Annotated in this window: 15 protein-coding genes; 6 read left to right on the top strand and 9 right to left on the bottom strand. The window is 52.9% G+C overall.

Annotation, left to right across the window (positions count from 1 at the left end; all coding sequences use genetic code 11):
- Positions 1 to 135: 135 nt before the first annotated feature.
- Positions 136 to 1,788: a bifunctional UDP-sugar hydrolase/5'-nucleotidase UshA gene (gene ushA, locus ACFK9X_RS06900; RefSeq protein WP_151115951.1), complete on the top strand. Its 1,653-nt coding sequence runs from the start codon at positions 136 to 138 to the stop codon at positions 1,786 to 1,788.
- A gap of 116 nt (positions 1,789 to 1,904) precedes the next feature.
- On the opposite strand, the gene ybaK is transcribed toward ushA, so the two are convergent.
- The 4 genes from ybaK to copA form a co-directional block, all read right to left on the bottom strand.
- On the bottom strand, positions 1,905 to 2,384 hold the full coding sequence (gene ybaK, locus ACFK9X_RS06905; RefSeq protein ID WP_151115953.1) for a Cys-tRNA(Pro)/Cys-tRNA(Cys) deacylase YbaK: 480 nt from the start codon (positions 2,382 to 2,384) through the stop codon (positions 1,905 to 1,907).
- Between the two features lie 201 nt (positions 2,385 to 2,585).
- Complete coding sequence (locus tag ACFK9X_RS06910) at positions 2,586 to 3,380, bottom strand: TraB/GumN family protein (protein ID WP_151115955.1); 795 nt, start codon at positions 3,378 to 3,380, stop codon at positions 2,586 to 2,588.
- A gap of 85 nt (positions 3,381 to 3,465) precedes the next feature.
- Positions 3,466 to 4,293 carry a lysozyme inhibitor LprI family protein gene (locus tag ACFK9X_RS06915; RefSeq protein WP_151115957.1) on the bottom strand — a complete coding sequence of 276 codons (828 nt, stop codon included), beginning with the start codon at positions 4,291 to 4,293 and terminating at the stop codon, positions 3,466 to 3,468.
- A 354-nt stretch (positions 4,294 to 4,647) separates the two neighbouring features.
- Complete coding sequence (gene copA / locus ACFK9X_RS06920; protein WP_080077392.1) at positions 4,648 to 7,149, bottom strand: copper-exporting P-type ATPase CopA; 2,502 nt, start codon at positions 7,147 to 7,149, stop codon at positions 4,648 to 4,650.
- A gap of 109 nt (positions 7,150 to 7,258) precedes the next feature.
- Here copA and cueR point away from each other — a divergent pair, with 109 nt between their 5' ends.
- On the top strand, positions 7,259 to 7,675 hold the full coding sequence (gene cueR, locus ACFK9X_RS06925) for a Cu(I)-responsive transcriptional regulator (protein WP_001026760.1): 417 nt from the start codon (positions 7,259 to 7,261) through the stop codon (positions 7,673 to 7,675).
- Here the strand turns inward: cueR and ACFK9X_RS06930 are convergent, their stop codons facing one another.
- Both ACFK9X_RS06930 and ACFK9X_RS06935 read right to left on the bottom strand, forming a co-directional pair.
- On the bottom strand, positions 7,676 to 8,128 hold the full coding sequence (locus tag ACFK9X_RS06930; protein WP_000561177.1) for an NfeD family protein: 453 nt from the start codon (positions 8,126 to 8,128) through the stop codon (positions 7,676 to 7,678).
- Positions 8,125 to 9,042 carry an SPFH domain-containing protein gene (locus ACFK9X_RS06935; RefSeq protein ID WP_151115960.1) on the bottom strand — a complete coding sequence of 306 codons (918 nt, stop codon included), beginning with the start codon at positions 9,040 to 9,042 and terminating at the stop codon, positions 8,125 to 8,127. Before ACFK9X_RS06935 ends, ACFK9X_RS06930 begins: the two co-directional genes overlap by 4 nt.
- A 146-nt stretch (positions 9,043 to 9,188) precedes the next feature.
- Between ACFK9X_RS06935 and fetA the strand changes: the two genes are divergently transcribed.
- Positions 9,189 to 9,866, top strand: coding sequence for an iron efflux ABC transporter ATP-binding subunit FetA (fetA, locus tag ACFK9X_RS06940; protein ID WP_079839844.1), 678 nt, complete (start codon positions 9,189 to 9,191; stop codon positions 9,864 to 9,866).
- Positions 9,853 to 10,632: an iron efflux ABC transporter permease subunit FetB gene (gene fetB, locus ACFK9X_RS06945; protein WP_001002130.1), complete on the top strand. Its 780-nt coding sequence runs from the start codon at positions 9,853 to 9,855 to the stop codon at positions 10,630 to 10,632. The genes fetA and fetB overlap by 14 nt, the downstream gene beginning before the upstream one ends.
- Positions 10,633 to 10,717: 85 nt before the next feature.
- Here fetB and cnoX read toward each other — a convergent pair whose 3' ends face one another.
- From cnoX to tesA, 3 genes are all read right to left on the bottom strand, one after another.
- Entirely contained in the window at positions 10,718 to 11,572 is an 855-nt protein-coding gene (gene cnoX / locus ACFK9X_RS06950; RefSeq protein ID WP_000116066.1) for a chaperedoxin, read from the bottom strand.
- Positions 11,573 to 11,631: 59 nt separating this feature from the next.
- Positions 11,632 to 12,402: an SDR family oxidoreductase gene (locus tag ACFK9X_RS06955; protein WP_151115962.1), complete on the bottom strand. Its 771-nt coding sequence runs from the start codon at positions 12,400 to 12,402 to the stop codon at positions 11,632 to 11,634.
- A gap of 154 nt (positions 12,403 to 12,556) precedes the next feature.
- Positions 12,557 to 13,171 (bottom strand): multifunctional acyl-CoA thioesterase I/protease I/lysophospholipase L1, encoded by a 615-nt coding sequence (gene tesA, locus ACFK9X_RS06960; protein WP_001010574.1) that lies wholly within the window; start codon positions 13,169 to 13,171, stop codon positions 12,557 to 12,559.
- Between tesA and ybbA the strand changes: the two genes are divergently transcribed.
- Both ybbA and ACFK9X_RS06970 read left to right on the top strand, forming a co-directional pair.
- A complete protein-coding gene (gene ybbA, locus ACFK9X_RS06965) occupies positions 13,142 to 13,822 on the top strand; it encodes a putative ABC transporter ATP-binding protein YbbA (RefSeq protein WP_151115964.1) in 681 nt (226 codons plus the stop codon). The genes tesA and ybbA overlap by 30 nt on opposite strands.
- A 220-nt stretch (positions 13,823 to 14,042) precedes the next feature.
- Complete coding sequence (locus tag ACFK9X_RS06970; RefSeq protein WP_000152869.1) at positions 14,043 to 15,176, top strand: porin; 1,134 nt, start codon at positions 14,043 to 14,045, stop codon at positions 15,174 to 15,176.
- Positions 15,177 to 15,284 lie beyond the last annotated feature (108 nt).

The following is a 15,284-nucleotide window of genomic DNA, read 5'->3' on the forward strand; positions in this document are numbered from 1 at the left end:
TAGGATGTGTAATTATTACTTGCCTAACATACCTGTGAAATGTGTTTGAAGGAAGTCTCAATTCTGAAAACATATTTGTCTATTATTGCAAGGAAAGGTAATTTCTGCGGTTGATATTGAGTCAGGGAGAGAAAGATGAAATTTTTGAAACGGGGTGTGGCGCTGGCGTTACTGGCGGCGTTCGCGCTGACGACTCAGCCTGCACAGGCTTACGAAAAAGATAAAACCTATAAAATTACTATCCTGCATACCAACGATCACCACGGTCACTTCTGGCGCAGCGAATATGGCGAATATGGTCTGGCGGCGCAAAAAACGCTGGTGGACAGTATCCGTAAAGAGGTGGCGCAAGAGGGGGGAAGCGTCCTGTTGTTATCCGGCGGCGACATTAATACCGGGGTGCCGGAATCCGATCTCCAGGATGCGGAGCCCGATTTCCGCGGGATGAATCTGATTGGCTACGACGCTATGGCCGTCGGTAATCATGAATTTGATAACCCGCTCACCGTATTGCGCCAGCAGGAAAAGTGGGCGAAGTTTCCCTTTCTTTCCGCCAATATTTATCAAAAAAGTACCGGCGAGCGTCTGTTTAAGCCGTGGGCTATTTTTACACGCCAGGATATAAAAATCGCGGTAATCGGCTTAACCACCGATGACACGGCGAAAATAGGCAACCCGGAATATTTCACCGATATTGAGTTTCGTAAACCTGCTGAAGAAGCAAAGGTGGTGATTCAGGAACTTAATATGAATGAAAAACCGGACGTGATTATCGCGACCACACATATGGGGCATTATGACAACGGCGATCACGGTTCGAACGCGCCGGGCGACGTTGAGATGGCGCGTAGCCTGCCTGCCGGTTCGCTGGCGATGATTGTGGGCGGTCACTCACAAGACCCGGTATGCATGGCGTCGGAAAATAAAAAACAGGTGAATTACGTACCGGGAACGCCCTGCGCGCCGGATAAGCAAAATGGCATCTGGATCGTGCAGGCGCATGAGTGGGGTAAATATGTGGGCCGCGCGGATTTCGAATTCCGTAACGGCGAGATGAAAATGGTTAACTACCAGCTTATTCCGGTAAATCTCAAGAAAAAAGTGACCTGGGATAACGGGAAAAGCGAGCGTGTACTTTACACGCCGGAAATCGCAGAAAATCCGCAAATGTTCTCGTTATTAACGCCGTTCCAGAATAAAGGTAAAGCGCAACTGGAGGTGAAAATTGGTAGCGTGAATGGCCTTCTTGAAGGCGATCGCAGTAAGGTCAGATTTGTCCAGACCAATATGGGACGGGTGATTCTGGCTGCGCAGATCGCGCGCACCGGCGCCGATTTTGGCGTGATGAGCGGCGGCGGTATTCGCGACTCGATTGAGGCGGGAGATATTACCTATAAAAGCGTGCTCAAGGTACAGCCATTCGGCAACATTGTGGTGTATGCCGATATGAGCGGTAAAGAGGTGGTTGATTATCTCACCGCCGTAGCACAGATGAAACCGGACTCCGGCGCCTATCCACAGTTCGCCAATGTGAGCTTTGTCGCCAAAGAGGGCAAGCTCACCGATCTGAAAATCAAAGGCGAGCCTGTTGATCCGGCCAAAACCTACCGCATGGCGACGCTGAGTTTCAACGCCACGGGCGGCGATGGTTATCCGCGCATCGATAACAAACCGGGATACGTGAATACCGGGTTTATTGACGCGGAAGTGCTGAAAGAGTTTATTCAGCAAAATTCACCGCTGGATGCGGCGGCGTTTACGCCAAATGGCGAGGTGAGCTGGCTGTAGCGGTACGGATAGCCATCACTGCCTGATGGCGCGCAGCCTTAAGGCCTACGGATTATGTCTGCTGTAGGCCGGATAAGGCGTTTGCGCCTCTATCCGGCAATGTATTTTACGCAGGCTTAATCCCGACGCGCGATATCAGCGAATTTAGCACCCAGGATGGCGGCCAAATCGTCAGCCGCCAGTTCAATATCCAGCCCGCGTTTACCACCGGAAACATAAATAGTGGCAAACGTGCGGGCAGGCGCGTCAATCAGCGTGGGCAGCCGTTTCTTCTGTCCCAGCGGACTGATCCCGCCGACCAGATATCCCGTGGTGCGTTGCGCCACCATCGGGTCGGCCATATCGACCTTTTTCGCGCCCAGAGTTTTGGCGACTTTTTTCAAATCCAGCTGTCCGGCTACAGGCGTCACGGCGACGGCCAGTTGCTTCATATCGCCATTCACGGCAACCAAAAGCGTTTTATACACCTGATCGGCGTTTAGCCCGAGCTTACGCACCACTTCATCGCCAAAGTTAGTTTCATTCGGATCGTGATCGTAGGTGTGAATGTTAAACGGAATCTTGTTTTTTTCGAGTAACTTAACTGCGGGTGTCATAACGTTCCTTCTTACTACAGACGTGATTTGCCATCAGCATACGCCCGAAAGCGGACTAAAAAATAGTATAATCTTGTGCATTAGGTCTTGGCAGTTGCGGCAACTTTGAGCGACAATCTGAAGATCCGAAGCGAAAGCGTCGGGATAATAATAACGATGAAATTCCTCTTTGACGGGCCAATAGCGATATTGGCCATTTTTTTATTTCAATATTTGCGGTAGGTTGCCTTCGCCGTACAGATGTAGCGCCCCTACGGCTACCACGTAGCGTCCCGGCGGCAGTGCCAGCAGCGCGTCGCGCCAGGCTTCATTGCGTTTTACCATCAGTACATCATACAGCGGTTGGCTAAACGTTCTGGGGAGCGAAGCGCCGACGCTGGTCGGCGGCTGTTCAAGCCACCAGCCGATCATCACCTGCAAAAGCCGTGCGTTGGTGTGCCAGTGCGTCAGCGTGTCGTCGAGCAGCGCCATCCCGCCATCGGGCAGATCGCAGAGTAGTTCGAGCTGGTGTTTCGCCCCTTCCAGCTCTTGCACCGGCAGCGACATTTCGCGGGCAGCCTGTAATAACTGATAATCAATGCCATAGTCCGGGCGCAATCCCAGCCGTTGCGCCTGCGTGGCCTGTAGCACCATAGCTATCTGCCATAAAGGTTGATTATCAAAATGGATCAGCGGCATACCCAACTCGCTGACCCGTTTTTCCAGTGCGCTTAACTGCCCGGCGCTGAGACGTTCGACCAACGGCGGGCATTTGGTGAGATTGCTGAATGGCGTTTCGTTACCGGAAATATCCGCTTCAACGACCAGCGCATCGGCTTGGCGTAGCTTTTTCACCAGCTTTGCTGGAAGAGGAGCCATATCGCGCGTTCCCATATGGATACTGCCAACCAGATGCAGATGACGACCGCCGGGCAGGGAGAGATCGATAGCAGGCCAACTATTTGGGGTACCACGCAGCGCGCGCCATAAACGTTTAGGTTGATTTAATAGCTCCATACGCGCTCCCTTTGAAAAAGCTCATGCTAGCGCGTTGGAGAAAAGGGCGCAATGCGCCCTGACGGGACGTCAACGATCGGTCGGGTTATTCGCTACCGTCGAGATAGGCCGTTCTGGCGATGGTCATTTCAAGCTGGCATTTATAAATACTGATGCGCTTCTCAGCAGGTATGGCCTCGGATTTTGCATCGCTAAGTTTGCCGCACTGCTGCTCTTTTTTGGTCACCCAGACTCGCTGTTCTTGTTTTAATGCCGTTCGGGCAGAGGCGGGTAGCGATTTCCAGACCTGATTAAGCTCGCGATCTCTACTCTCAAATTTCTTTGCTGCGATTTCAATCAGTGAGTTATTTTTTTTCTTTATAATGCTATCACCAGATACCGTCATTCTTGCCATTACATAAATAGACCGCGCCAATTTATCGATTTTCTGCACAGGGGTGACAACAATATCTTTGTTGTTGTCTGCTAGCTGAATATTGTAGTTAACCTGTTTCCAGATCACCGTATTGTTTATTACCTGTCCATCCCCTTGTGAAATATAGAATAGAGTATTTGGTAAGTCTTTCATTAATTTAAACAATGGCTGAGGAATACTCATGGCGACGGTAGCCGAGCAAGTTCGTAGGTTGGCATTTTCTGGTTGAGGGTTCTGCGTGATTACATCACTGAATTGAACAGGAATAGCCCGGAGTTGCTGCTCGTATTGAGTCTGGGGGATATCGAAGAAAAGCGTGGAGGGCTCTTTAATATAGTCTTGCTGTAAACGACCTAATGCTTCATTGTAAATCCATTCTTTTGCCGCCGTGACTGCATTATCGTTGCCACATTTTAACTCTGGAGTGGAATCAAATAACCCTGCATAACTGACGGCGGGAGAAAGCAGGAAAAGAAGCGGAACTGCTTTTCTAAACATAAATAACACATCCTTATGATTCAAAAAAATATTATAAAATGTTGATTTTTATTTTTCTATAGGATGTGCGGTTAAATTTTTATATATTGATACGGTAAATTACTGATGACTTAATAATATATCATGCAGCTGATGCTGCCTGATATATACCCTTCATACTTCAAGTTGCTTATGTGTTGGCTACGGATTACTCGGCCCATCCATGGGCCTCGCCCTGACGGGCCGTCGCACGCGACGTTCAAATCTGCTCCCGGCAGATTTGTCGCTCACCCCAGTCACATCGTTATCTATGCTCCTGGGGACTCACTCCCTTGCCGCCTTTAAGCAACTCGAATTATTTTGGGTATAGACTTTTTACGCTTTCGGTTTAAAGCGCAATAGCCGGTTGGCATTGCTGACGACGGTAATGGAAGACAGCGCCATTGCCGCGCCCGCTACTACCGGGTTTAACAAGGTACCGGTAAACGGCCACAGAATACCGGCGGCCACCGGGATACCAATGCTGTTGTAGATAAATGCGCCAAGCAGGTTTTGCTTCATATTGCGCAACGTTGCGCGCGAAATGGCCAGCGCATCCGCCACGCCCATCAGACTATGGCGCATCAGCGTAATCGCCGCGGTTTCAATCGCCACATCGCTGCCGCCGCCCATCGCGATACCGACGTCCGCCTGCGCCAGCGCGGGCGCATCGTTGATACCATCGCCGACCATCGCAACCTGACGACCCTGGCTTTGCAGACGTTTAATCGCATCGGCTTTGCCATCCGGCAGAACGCCCGCAATGACTTCGTCAATACCCGCTTCTTTGGCAATCGCGTTAGCCGTCGTTGGGTTATCCCCGGTGAGCATTACCAGACGGTATCCGGCGTTGTGCAGGCGTTCAAGCGCGGCAATACTATCGCTGCGCAATGGATCGCGTACCGCCAGTAACGCCGCCGCTTTACCGTCAATCGCCAGCAGGACCGGAGTCGAGCCTTGCGAGGCCTGCGCGGTGATTTCCGCCGTCATATCATCCGTGGCGACGTGCTGTTCGTTCAGCAACGCCTGGTTCCCCAGAAGCAGTTGATGACCTTCCGCTTCACCGCTGACGCCCAGTCCGCGCAGCGTTCTGAAACCGTTCACCTGCGGCAGTTTATCGTCGCCGGCTTTTTCCAGAATCGCATGGGCCAGCGGGTGGCTGGAGCCTTGTTCGAGCGCGGCAGCCAGACGTAATGCCTGAGCTTCCTCAACGCCGTTAAAGGTTTTTATCGCCACCACTTGCGGCTTGCCTTCCGTCAGCGTCCCGGTTTTATCAAAAACGAGGGTATCCAACGTACTGGCGCGTTGCAGGGCATCGGCGTCGCGTACCAGCACGCCGAATTCGGCAGCGCGGCCTACGCCGGAAATAATCGACATTGGCGTCGCCAGGCCTAATGCGCAAGGGCAGGCGATAATCAGTACGGTGGTGGCGATGACCAGCGTATAAACAATTTGCGGCGCCGGCCCGAAGAAATACCAGATAGCGGCGCTGAACAGCGCAATGGCCACGACGACGGGAACGAATACCGCGGAGATTTTATCGGCCAGTTGGCCAATTTCCGGTTTACTGCTCTGCGCCTGGCGTACCATGCGAATAATGCGTGACAGCGTGGTATGACTGCCCACCGCGCTGGCGCGGAACAGGACGCTGCCGTCCTGGACGACGGTGCCGGCATGAACGCTGTCGCCTTCGCCTTTTTGCTGCGGAATGGGTTCGCCGGTCAGCATGGCTTCATCAAGCCACGCTTCGCCCTGGGTAATTTCGCCATCCACCGGCACGCGATCGCCGGTAGTGAGCCGCAGCAGCATCCCTGGCTGAACGTCCGCCAGCGGGACGCTTTTTTCGCCGTCTTCTGTCACTACGCGTGCGGTGGGCGGGGTGAGATCGAGTAATTTTTCCAGCGCTTTTGAGGAACGCTGACGGGCGCGCGCTTCCAGCATGTGTCCGAGATTAATCAGACCGATAATCATCGCGCTGGCTTCGTAATAGAGGTGCCGTGCTTCCATCGGGAACCACTGCGGCCACAGGTTGACACTCATGGAGTAGAGCCAGGCGCCCCCGGTGCCGAGCGCCACCAGCGTATCCATCGTCGCTGTGCCGTTCAGCAGGCTTTTCCACGCGTTACGGTAAAAGTGACCGCCCGCAAAGACCATCACCGCAAGCGTGATCAGGCCAATAGCCAGCCACAGGCTGCGGTTGTCGCCGGTCACCATCATGTTATCGCCGATCATCCCCCAGACCATGACCGGTATACCGACCGCCAGGGCGACGATGGCCTGCCAGCGAAAACGTTTCATGGTGGCGATGGCGGTTTCCTGCTGGCGCTCGCGGCGTTTGATGTCATCTTCAATCGCCTCTGCGCCGTAGCCGGCTTTTTCCACCGCCTGCACTAAATCAGCGGCGGACGCGCTGCCCATCACCAGCGCAGTGCGTTCCGCCAGGTTTACCCGTGCCTGCGTGACGCCCGGTACGCTTTGTAGCGCATGTTGTACGCGGGTGACACAACTGGCGCAGCTCATGCCGCTTAACAGCAACTGTTGGCTTTCTTCATCGGCCGTCGCTACCGGAAGCTCATGAGGAACCGCTGCCAGTGCTTCCGACGGGATTGATGACTCTGTCAGCGGTTTAGCCTTTGGGTGGCTTAACGTCGCGCCATACCCGGCTTGTTTGATGGTTTCAATTAACGCGTCCGCACTGGCGGTGCCGGTAACGTGCGCTTCGGTTACGGTGACGTCCGCCAGCTCAACATCCGGACGTTGTTCAAGACTTTCTTTCACGCGTTTAACGCAATGACCGCAGGACAAACCGTCCAGGGTCAGGTCGATAGTTTGAGACATAGTAAAAACTCCTTTATGATTGGTCATCAATTCATTGACCTTAGTAATCGTAGTGACTCACTGTGATAAAGGTTAAACCTTCCAGCAAGGTTAAGGTCAAGGGGGAAATATGAATATTAGCGATGTGGCGAAAAAAACCGGTTTAACCAGCAAAGCCATTCGGTTTTATGAAGAGAAAGGGCTGGTGACGCCGCCATTACGTAGCGAAAATGGTTATCGCACCTACACGCAGAAGCATTTAAACGAGCTGACGTTGCTGCGACAGGCGAGGCAGGTGGGGTTTAATCTGGAAGAGTGTGGCGAACTGGTCAATCTGTTTAACGATCCGCGACGCCATAGCGCAGATGTGAAAAAGCGGACGCTGGAAAAGGTCGCGGAGATCGAGCGCCATATCAGCGAGCTGCAATCAATGCGCGATCAACTGCTGGCGCTGGCGGAGAGTTGTCCCGGCGATGACAGCGCCGACTGCCCGATTATTGATAATCTTTCCGGCTGCTGTCATCACAAGGCGCAAAAGCCACGTTGATTAAACGGCACGAATGCGTAAGGTGATGCCTTCCACGGCGATCACTTCGACATGCGTACCTGCGCGCAGGTCTTCGTCAGCGCATACCGGCCACGAGCTGTCGCCGACACGCATATGACCCCGTCCGTTAACTAACGCGGCATCAAGCATAAACCGGCGGCCTACCAGTTGTTGTCCGCGTTGGTTAAGGCGGCTGTCGGTCGGCTTCTGCTCCCGCACGCGACGCGCCAGCCAGCGCCACCAAAGCCAGGCCGCCAGCAACGTTAAGGCCGCAAACAGCACGCCCTGCCATTCCCAGCCGAGCGGTAAGAGCCAGACGGTTAAGCCGGTAATCACTGCCGCCACGCCGCTCCACAGCAAATAGCCGTTACCGCCGAGCATTTCCGCAGCCAACAACAGGCCGCCGAGGCTAAGCCAGAAGATATGCGGATGCACCAGAATCATCGCTATCATGCTTTTTTCCGTTCGCGGGCGCTGTCCTTAACCAGCTCGCTGATCCCGGCGATAGCGCCCATCAGACTGCTGGCATCCAGCGGCATCATGACCACTTTGCTGTTATTCGCCGAGCCGATTTGCTGTAACGCTTCGGTGTATTTCTGCGCCACGAAGTAGTTTATCGCCTGAATATCCCCGGCGGCGATGGCTTCAGACACCATCTGCGTAGCGCGGGCTTCCGCTTCGGCGGAACGTTCGCGCGCTTCCGCCTGCAGGAAAGCGGACTGACGTTCGCCTTCGGCTTTCAGAATCTGCGACTGTTTTTCCCCCTCGGCTTTCAGGATTTCCGCCTGACGTACCCCTTCGGCCTCAAGGATATAGGCGCGTTTGGTACGTTCCGCTTTCATCTGGGCGTTCATCGAGGAGATCAATTCCGCGGGCGGGCGGACATCGCGAATTTCGATACGGGTAACTTTAATTCCCCACGGATTGGTGGCTTCATCGACAATATGCAGCAGCCGCGTGTTGATGCTGTCGCGCTGGGAGAGCATTTCATCCAGCTCCATCGAACCGAGCACCGTACGGATATTGGTCATGGTCAGGTTAATGATTGCCAGTTCCAGGTTGCTGACTTCATAGGCGGCGCGCGGCGCATCGATAACCTGAATAAAACAGACCGCATCGATAGTGACGTTGGCGTTATCTTTTGAGATCACCTCCTGCGACGGAATATCCAGCACCTGCTCCATCATATTGATCTTGCGGCCAATTCTGTCCATAAACGGTACAACAAGGCTTAATCCCGGCTGCAGGGTTTTGGTGTAACGTCCAAAGCGCTCCACCGTCCACTGGTATCCCTGCGGAACGATTTTGACGCCCGCGCCGACGATCACCAGCGCGACGAAAATGAGAATAGGGATAAGAATGAGCATAGCTAAACCTCCTGTTGCGTTGTCCATAAACCGATTTTGCTGACGAATTAAGCGAATTATACCTGATTCAGTAAAGCATGTTCCCCCCTTATTAATTACAGGGATACACTATCGCTATAAAAATATGAACAACGGATGCGCAATAAATGACAGAACGTAGCATGTTGCTTGAGTTAAAGCAGGTCGGTTACCGGACTGCGACGACAAAAATAGTGAATAACATCAGTTTTACGCTGCAACGCGGCGAATTTAAGTTAATTACCGGTCCTTCTGGCTGCGGAAAAAGTACGTTGTTGAAAATGGTGGCCTCGTTAATAAGCCCTGATATCGGCGTGATTCTTTTTGAGGGGCAGGATATTACTACTCTGAGTCCGGAAGCCTATCGCCAGCAGGTTTCTTATTGCGCTCAGACGCCAGCGCTATTTGGTGATACGGTTTACGATAACCTGATTTTTCCCTGGCAAATTCGCCATCAGCGCCCGCAGCCGACAGCCTTCGCAGACGATCTGGCGCGTTTTGAACTGCCGGAGACGATTCTGCAAAAACCGATTGCCGCGCTTTCCGGCGGGGAAAAACAGCGTATTGCTCTAATTCGTAATCTACAGTTTCTGCCGAAAATACTGTTACTCGACGAAATAACCAGCGCGCTGGATGAACATAACAAACGGAATGTGAATGATATTATTCATCGCTATGTTCGCGATAAGCAGGTCGCTGTCTTGTGGGTAACGCATGATAAAGATGAAATTCAACACGCGGATAAGGTGATAACGTTAACGCTATCTGCCGGAGAGATGCAGGAGGCGCGTTATGAACGAGCATAATATTACCAATACCTCGCTGGCGTTATCGATGCTGCTGGTGGTGGTCGCGATGCTCATCAGTCACAAGGAAAAGCTGGCGCTGGAAAAAGATATTCTGTGGAGCGTATGCCGGGCGGTGATACAGCTCATTATTGTCGGCTATGTACTGAAATACATCTTTGGCGTTAATCATGCCGCCCTGACGCTGCTGATGGTGCTGTTCATCTGTTTTAACGCCGCCTGGAATGCGCAAAAGCGCAGTAAATATATCGATAAGGCATTTCTCTCCTCGTTTATCGCCATCACCGTCGGCGCCGGACTAACGCTGACGGTACTGGTGCTTACCGGTTCGATTGAATTTGCGCCGATGCAGGTGATTCCCATCGCTGGCATGGTCGCCGGTAATGCGATGGTGGCGGTAGGGCTGTGCTACAACCAACTGGGGCTGCGTTTTCATAGCGAGCAGCAGCAAATCCAGGAAAAATTAAGTTTGGGCGCAACGCCGAAAATGGCCTCCGCCGGGCTTATCCGCGATAGCATCCGCGCATCGCTTATCCCGACGATCGACTCGGCAAAGACCGTTGGGCTGGTGAGCCTGCCGGGGATGATGTCCGGGCTGATTTTTGCCGGGATCGATCCGGTAAAAGCGATTAAATATCAAATTATGGTAACGTTTATGCTGTTGTCGACAGCCAGCCTGTCTACCATCATTGCCTGCTATTTAACCTACCGGAAGTTCTATAATTCGCGTCATCAGTTGGTAGTGATGCCGCTCAAGAAATCATGATAATTGCCGGATGATGGCGCAAGCGCCTTATCCGGCCTGAGGACGACAGGTAGGCCAGATAAGCGCGCCATCAGGCAAGAGAGGATTAATACAGTAGCGCGTACAACTGGCGGCGGTATTTCGACGCCAGCGCGTCGCCGGTGCCGAGCGCGGCAAGGATCTCCTGGAAGGTTTTGCGCGTCTGTCCCTCGGCGGCGGCAAGATCTTTTCTCAGATGGCTGAACAGCAATTCCAGCGCTTCTTCATTACGTCCGACCTGGTGCAACTGCAACGCCAGTTGCGTTGCCAAAGCCGCATCCTGCGGATTCTCCGCGACTTGCTGCTGAAGTTGCTGAATTTCCGGCGTATCCGCCGCCTGTTTAAGCAGTTCGATCTGCGCGACCAGCCCCTGATAACGGGTATCCTGATCCTGTAGCGGGATAGTTTTTAATACCGCTTCGGCCTCTTCAGAGCGGTTCAGCGCAATTTGCGCTTCCGCCAGTAACAGGCCAATCTCACTGTTCTGCGAAGAGAGCTGCCAGGCGTCTTTGAGTAACGGCAGTGCGTCAACGTAGTTGCCCTCCTGCATTAACTGCATCGCTTGTTGCGCTTTTAGCTCTTCTTCACGCGGCAGTACTTTATCCAGCAGAGCGCGGATTGCCTCTTCCGGCTGCGGCCCCTGGAAACCATCGACCGGTTGGCCATTCTGGAACAGATAGACAGTCGGGATGGCGCGCAGACCAAACTGAGCGGCGATCATCTGTTCGGCGTCGCAGTCCAGCTTTGCCAGAATAAACTGACCGTGGTACTGGGCAGCCAGACTTTCCAGCACTGGCGTTAATTGCAGACAGTGTTGGCTGCGTTCAGACCAGAAATAGAACAGTACCGGCGTGGTCATGGACTGCTCTAAGGTCTGCTGCAGGTTGGATTCATTAATATTGACAATGTTCTGTACGGACATGGCGTCGCTCTCTTTTGTCTGTGTCACGTTTACATGGGGGCTGACGGGCGCGCTTCAACTCAGCTTTGTAAAATTTTATCCAGCATCCGGCCCGGCAATATGCGTTTCAGCGCCATCACCGCCCAGGTGACCAGCGTAACGGGATAGCGCAGCCTGGGTTTATCGCTTGCAAAAGCATGACGTACTTTCGCTACTACCGCGTCAGGATCGCGGGTGAAACGTGCGGCGATGCCGGGATTTTCTACCGGTTGATCACGTTGCGTCTGGTTAACGCTATCCGTAAAACGGGTACGAATCGGCCCCGGTTCTATCAGGCTCACTTTAATGCCTGTGTGCCGTAGCTCCATACGTAGCGCGTCAGACCAGGCTTCGAGCGCATATTTGCTGGCGGCGTAAGCGCCGCGCCCTGGGGTGGAAATCAGCCCCATTACCGATGAGGTCATCACAATGCGTCCTTCGCCATGCGGCAACATGGCGGGAAGTAAGCGCATAGTAAGCTGATGCGCGCCGAAAAAATTACTGGAAAACTGCTGCTCCATCTGCTCACGGCTGATGGTAGAAAGGGGGCCATACACGCCGTAGCCGGCATTGTTAAAGATCCCATACAGACGATTATCGGTCAGGGCGATCACTTCATCGGCGGCACGAGCCACGCTTTCAGGGGAGTCGAGATCGATCAACACGCCGGTAAATCCCATACTGTTCATCCGGGCGACATCATCAGGTTTGCGGCAGCCCGCCAGGATTTGAAAGCCCTGGCGTTTAAGTTCAAGCGCGCTGTCCAGACCGATTCCGCTGGAACATCCTGTTATTAAGACCGATTTTTGCATAACTTTACCTGTCAGGATCTCCGTTGATTTAAGAGTCGTGGTTAACTATATCCGTCATACTTCAAGTTGCCTGTGCGTTCGTTTACTCCAGTCACATAGGTATCTATGCTCCTGGACATTCTCTTACGTGCCGCCTTCATGCAACTCGAATTATTCAGGAGAGAAAAGGGGTCAACTGCTTCGCCATCCAGTCGGCAATAAACGGCTGGGCGTCGCGGTTGGGATGAATGCCGTCATCCTGCATCCACTGCGGTTTCAGATATACCTCTTCCATAAAAAACGGTAACAGAGGAATATCGAACTCTTTGGCGAGCTTAGGATAAATGGCGCTAAAGGATTCATTATAACGGCGACCGTAGTTAGCGGGCAGATGAATTTGCATCAGTAACGGTTGGGCATCGGCGGCTTTCACCGTCTGAATGATTTTACGTAGCGTCTGTTCGGTTTGCGCAGGCGCAAAACCGCGTAGGCCATCGTTGCCGCCAAGTTCCACCACTACCCAGCGCGGGTGATGCTGTTGCAACAGCGCCGGCAAACGCGCCAGTCCCTGCTGCGAGGTATCTCCGCTTATACTGGCATTAACGACCGACGTTTTGTTTTGCCATTTATCATTAAGGAGCGACGGCCATGCCGCGCTGGCGGCCATACGGTAACCGGCGCTGAGGCTATCGCCCAGAATTAATAAGGTGTCTGCGGCGGCGGCACGGAAAGTTAACAGGATCAAAAACAGGAAGGGCAAATGCCAGCGGAAAACAGTGTTGAAGTTCATCGTCTCAGGAAGTCCGTCGGTCAGGGTGAGCATGAGCTTTCCATCCTTACCGGAGTTGAACTGGTTGTCAAACGCGGCGAAACCATTGCGCTGATTGGCGAATCAGGATCGGGAAAATCTACGCTGCTGGCGATTCTCGCCGGACTGGATGACGGCAGTAGCGGAGAGGTCAGTCTGGTCGGGAAACCGCTTCACCAGATGGACGAAGAGGCGCGGGCGCAGCTTCGCGCTCAGCATGTCGGTTTTGTTTTTCAATCCTTCATGCTTATTCCTACGCTTAACGCGCTGGAAAACGTTGAGCTACCGGCCCTGCTACGCGGTGAAAACAGCGGTCAGAGTAAGGCGGGGGCGAAAGCGCTGCTCGAACAACTGGGACTGGGAAAACGGCTTGACCACCTTCCGGCACAGCTTTCCGGCGGCGAACAGCAGCGCGTAGCGCTGGCGCGCGCGTTTAACGGGCGTCCTGATGTGCTGTTTGCCGATGAGCCGACGGGCAACCTTGACCGTCAGACCGGAGATAAAATCGCCGACCTGCTATTTTCGCTTAACCGCGAGCACGGCACCACGCTGATTCTGGTGACGCACGACCCGGCGCTGGCGGCGCGCTGCTGCTTTCCGTATGCGGCGGCTGGCTTGGCGTTCGTTTGCTGAAAGGCAAAGCGCTATTCCGACAGTTTAGTGGATGATTCATGATGTGAATAATTTCGCGCCGGTTTTTAAAACGGCGCGTACTTTTTTAGTCGCACAAATTGCTAACTCCTTGATTTTTAGTAGCACAAATCATTAAAAAATACACAACACGTAAGGTTTTATAACAGTTATTATTTGCCTGCTAAATGATTTGGATTGGCTATCTATCAAGGAAAATATAATGACAATTAAAATAACAGCGTTGGCGGCATCGATCGGCGCGGCAGTGGCTTTCATGCCTTTCGCTACTCAGGCGGAAATCACCGTTTTAAAACAAGATCCCCAGGCGGGTAATCCACTCAGCCGACTCAATTTCACCGTCGGCGGGAGTATTCGTCCGCAGTTCCAGAATATGACCGGCAATGACGGCGCGAACGGTTATAAACGTAATGGTTTTGATGGCGGGACGCGTTTCCGCTTCGCCGCGGATTATTATCTGTTTGATGATATCAGTTGGATTAGCTATTACGAGCTGGGCGTCAATATCCCTGCGGTATTTGACTGGGATAACCATTATGCGAAGGGCGCGACTGATACCACTCGCCGTATGCTGTATACCGGCTTCAAGAGCGCGACGTGGGGAACGCTGACCTTCGGTCAACAGAACAGCATTTATTACGATGTGGTGGGCGTAAAAACCGATATCTGGGATTACGACATGATAGGTCAGGCGCCTGGCAACGGGATTAACGGCGACTACGATGGTTCTTATCGCACGCGTAAGTCATTGAAGTATAAGAAAAGCATTGGCAATGTCGATCTCTACGCGTCTTATCTGTTCAGCGACGATTATAATGCCAATAACGGCCTGAATTACAAACGTAAAGGCGGCGGTTCTTTAGGCGCGGATTACCATCTCACCGACGATCTGACCTGGGGGACGGCATGGAACTATACCCGTGCGGAGATGCGCGGCAACGGCAATAAAACTTACGATCAAAATATTGTCGGTACCGCATTAAGCTGGACGCCGGAAAACTGGACTATCGCCGCAGGCGGCGGTTGGTATCAGAACTTTATGACGACCAAAAAAGTGTCTGTGAATGATTACTTTGCCGGCGATGCGTGGGGTCTGGAATATTTTGTCGGTTACGCTTTCCCGATTGGTCAGTATGCCGTGAAAGCTATTCAACCGTACTTTATGGGCGACCGCATTGAATATGTGAATGGCCGCGACTATCTGCGCACCGATAACGGCGTGGGGATCACCTTCCAACTGGATTATGGTTTCCGTGTTGATTATGAACATGTTTTCACCTCCAGCACTGACAATCTGGGCGATATGAACCTGGTGCGTCTGCGTTACGATTTCTAAAGCGTTTTCCTCTGCCGGATGTTGGCGTTAAGACCTCTTATCCGGCATTTCCCTTTACGCCATTCCCGCCTGACACACGCCTGAGCGCCTGCCTCGTACATTTAACGA

The organism is Salmonella sp. WC3 (assembly GCF_042932255.1).
GTDB classification, from domain to species: domain Bacteria; phylum Pseudomonadota; class Gammaproteobacteria; order Enterobacterales; family Enterobacteriaceae; genus Salmonella; species Salmonella enterica.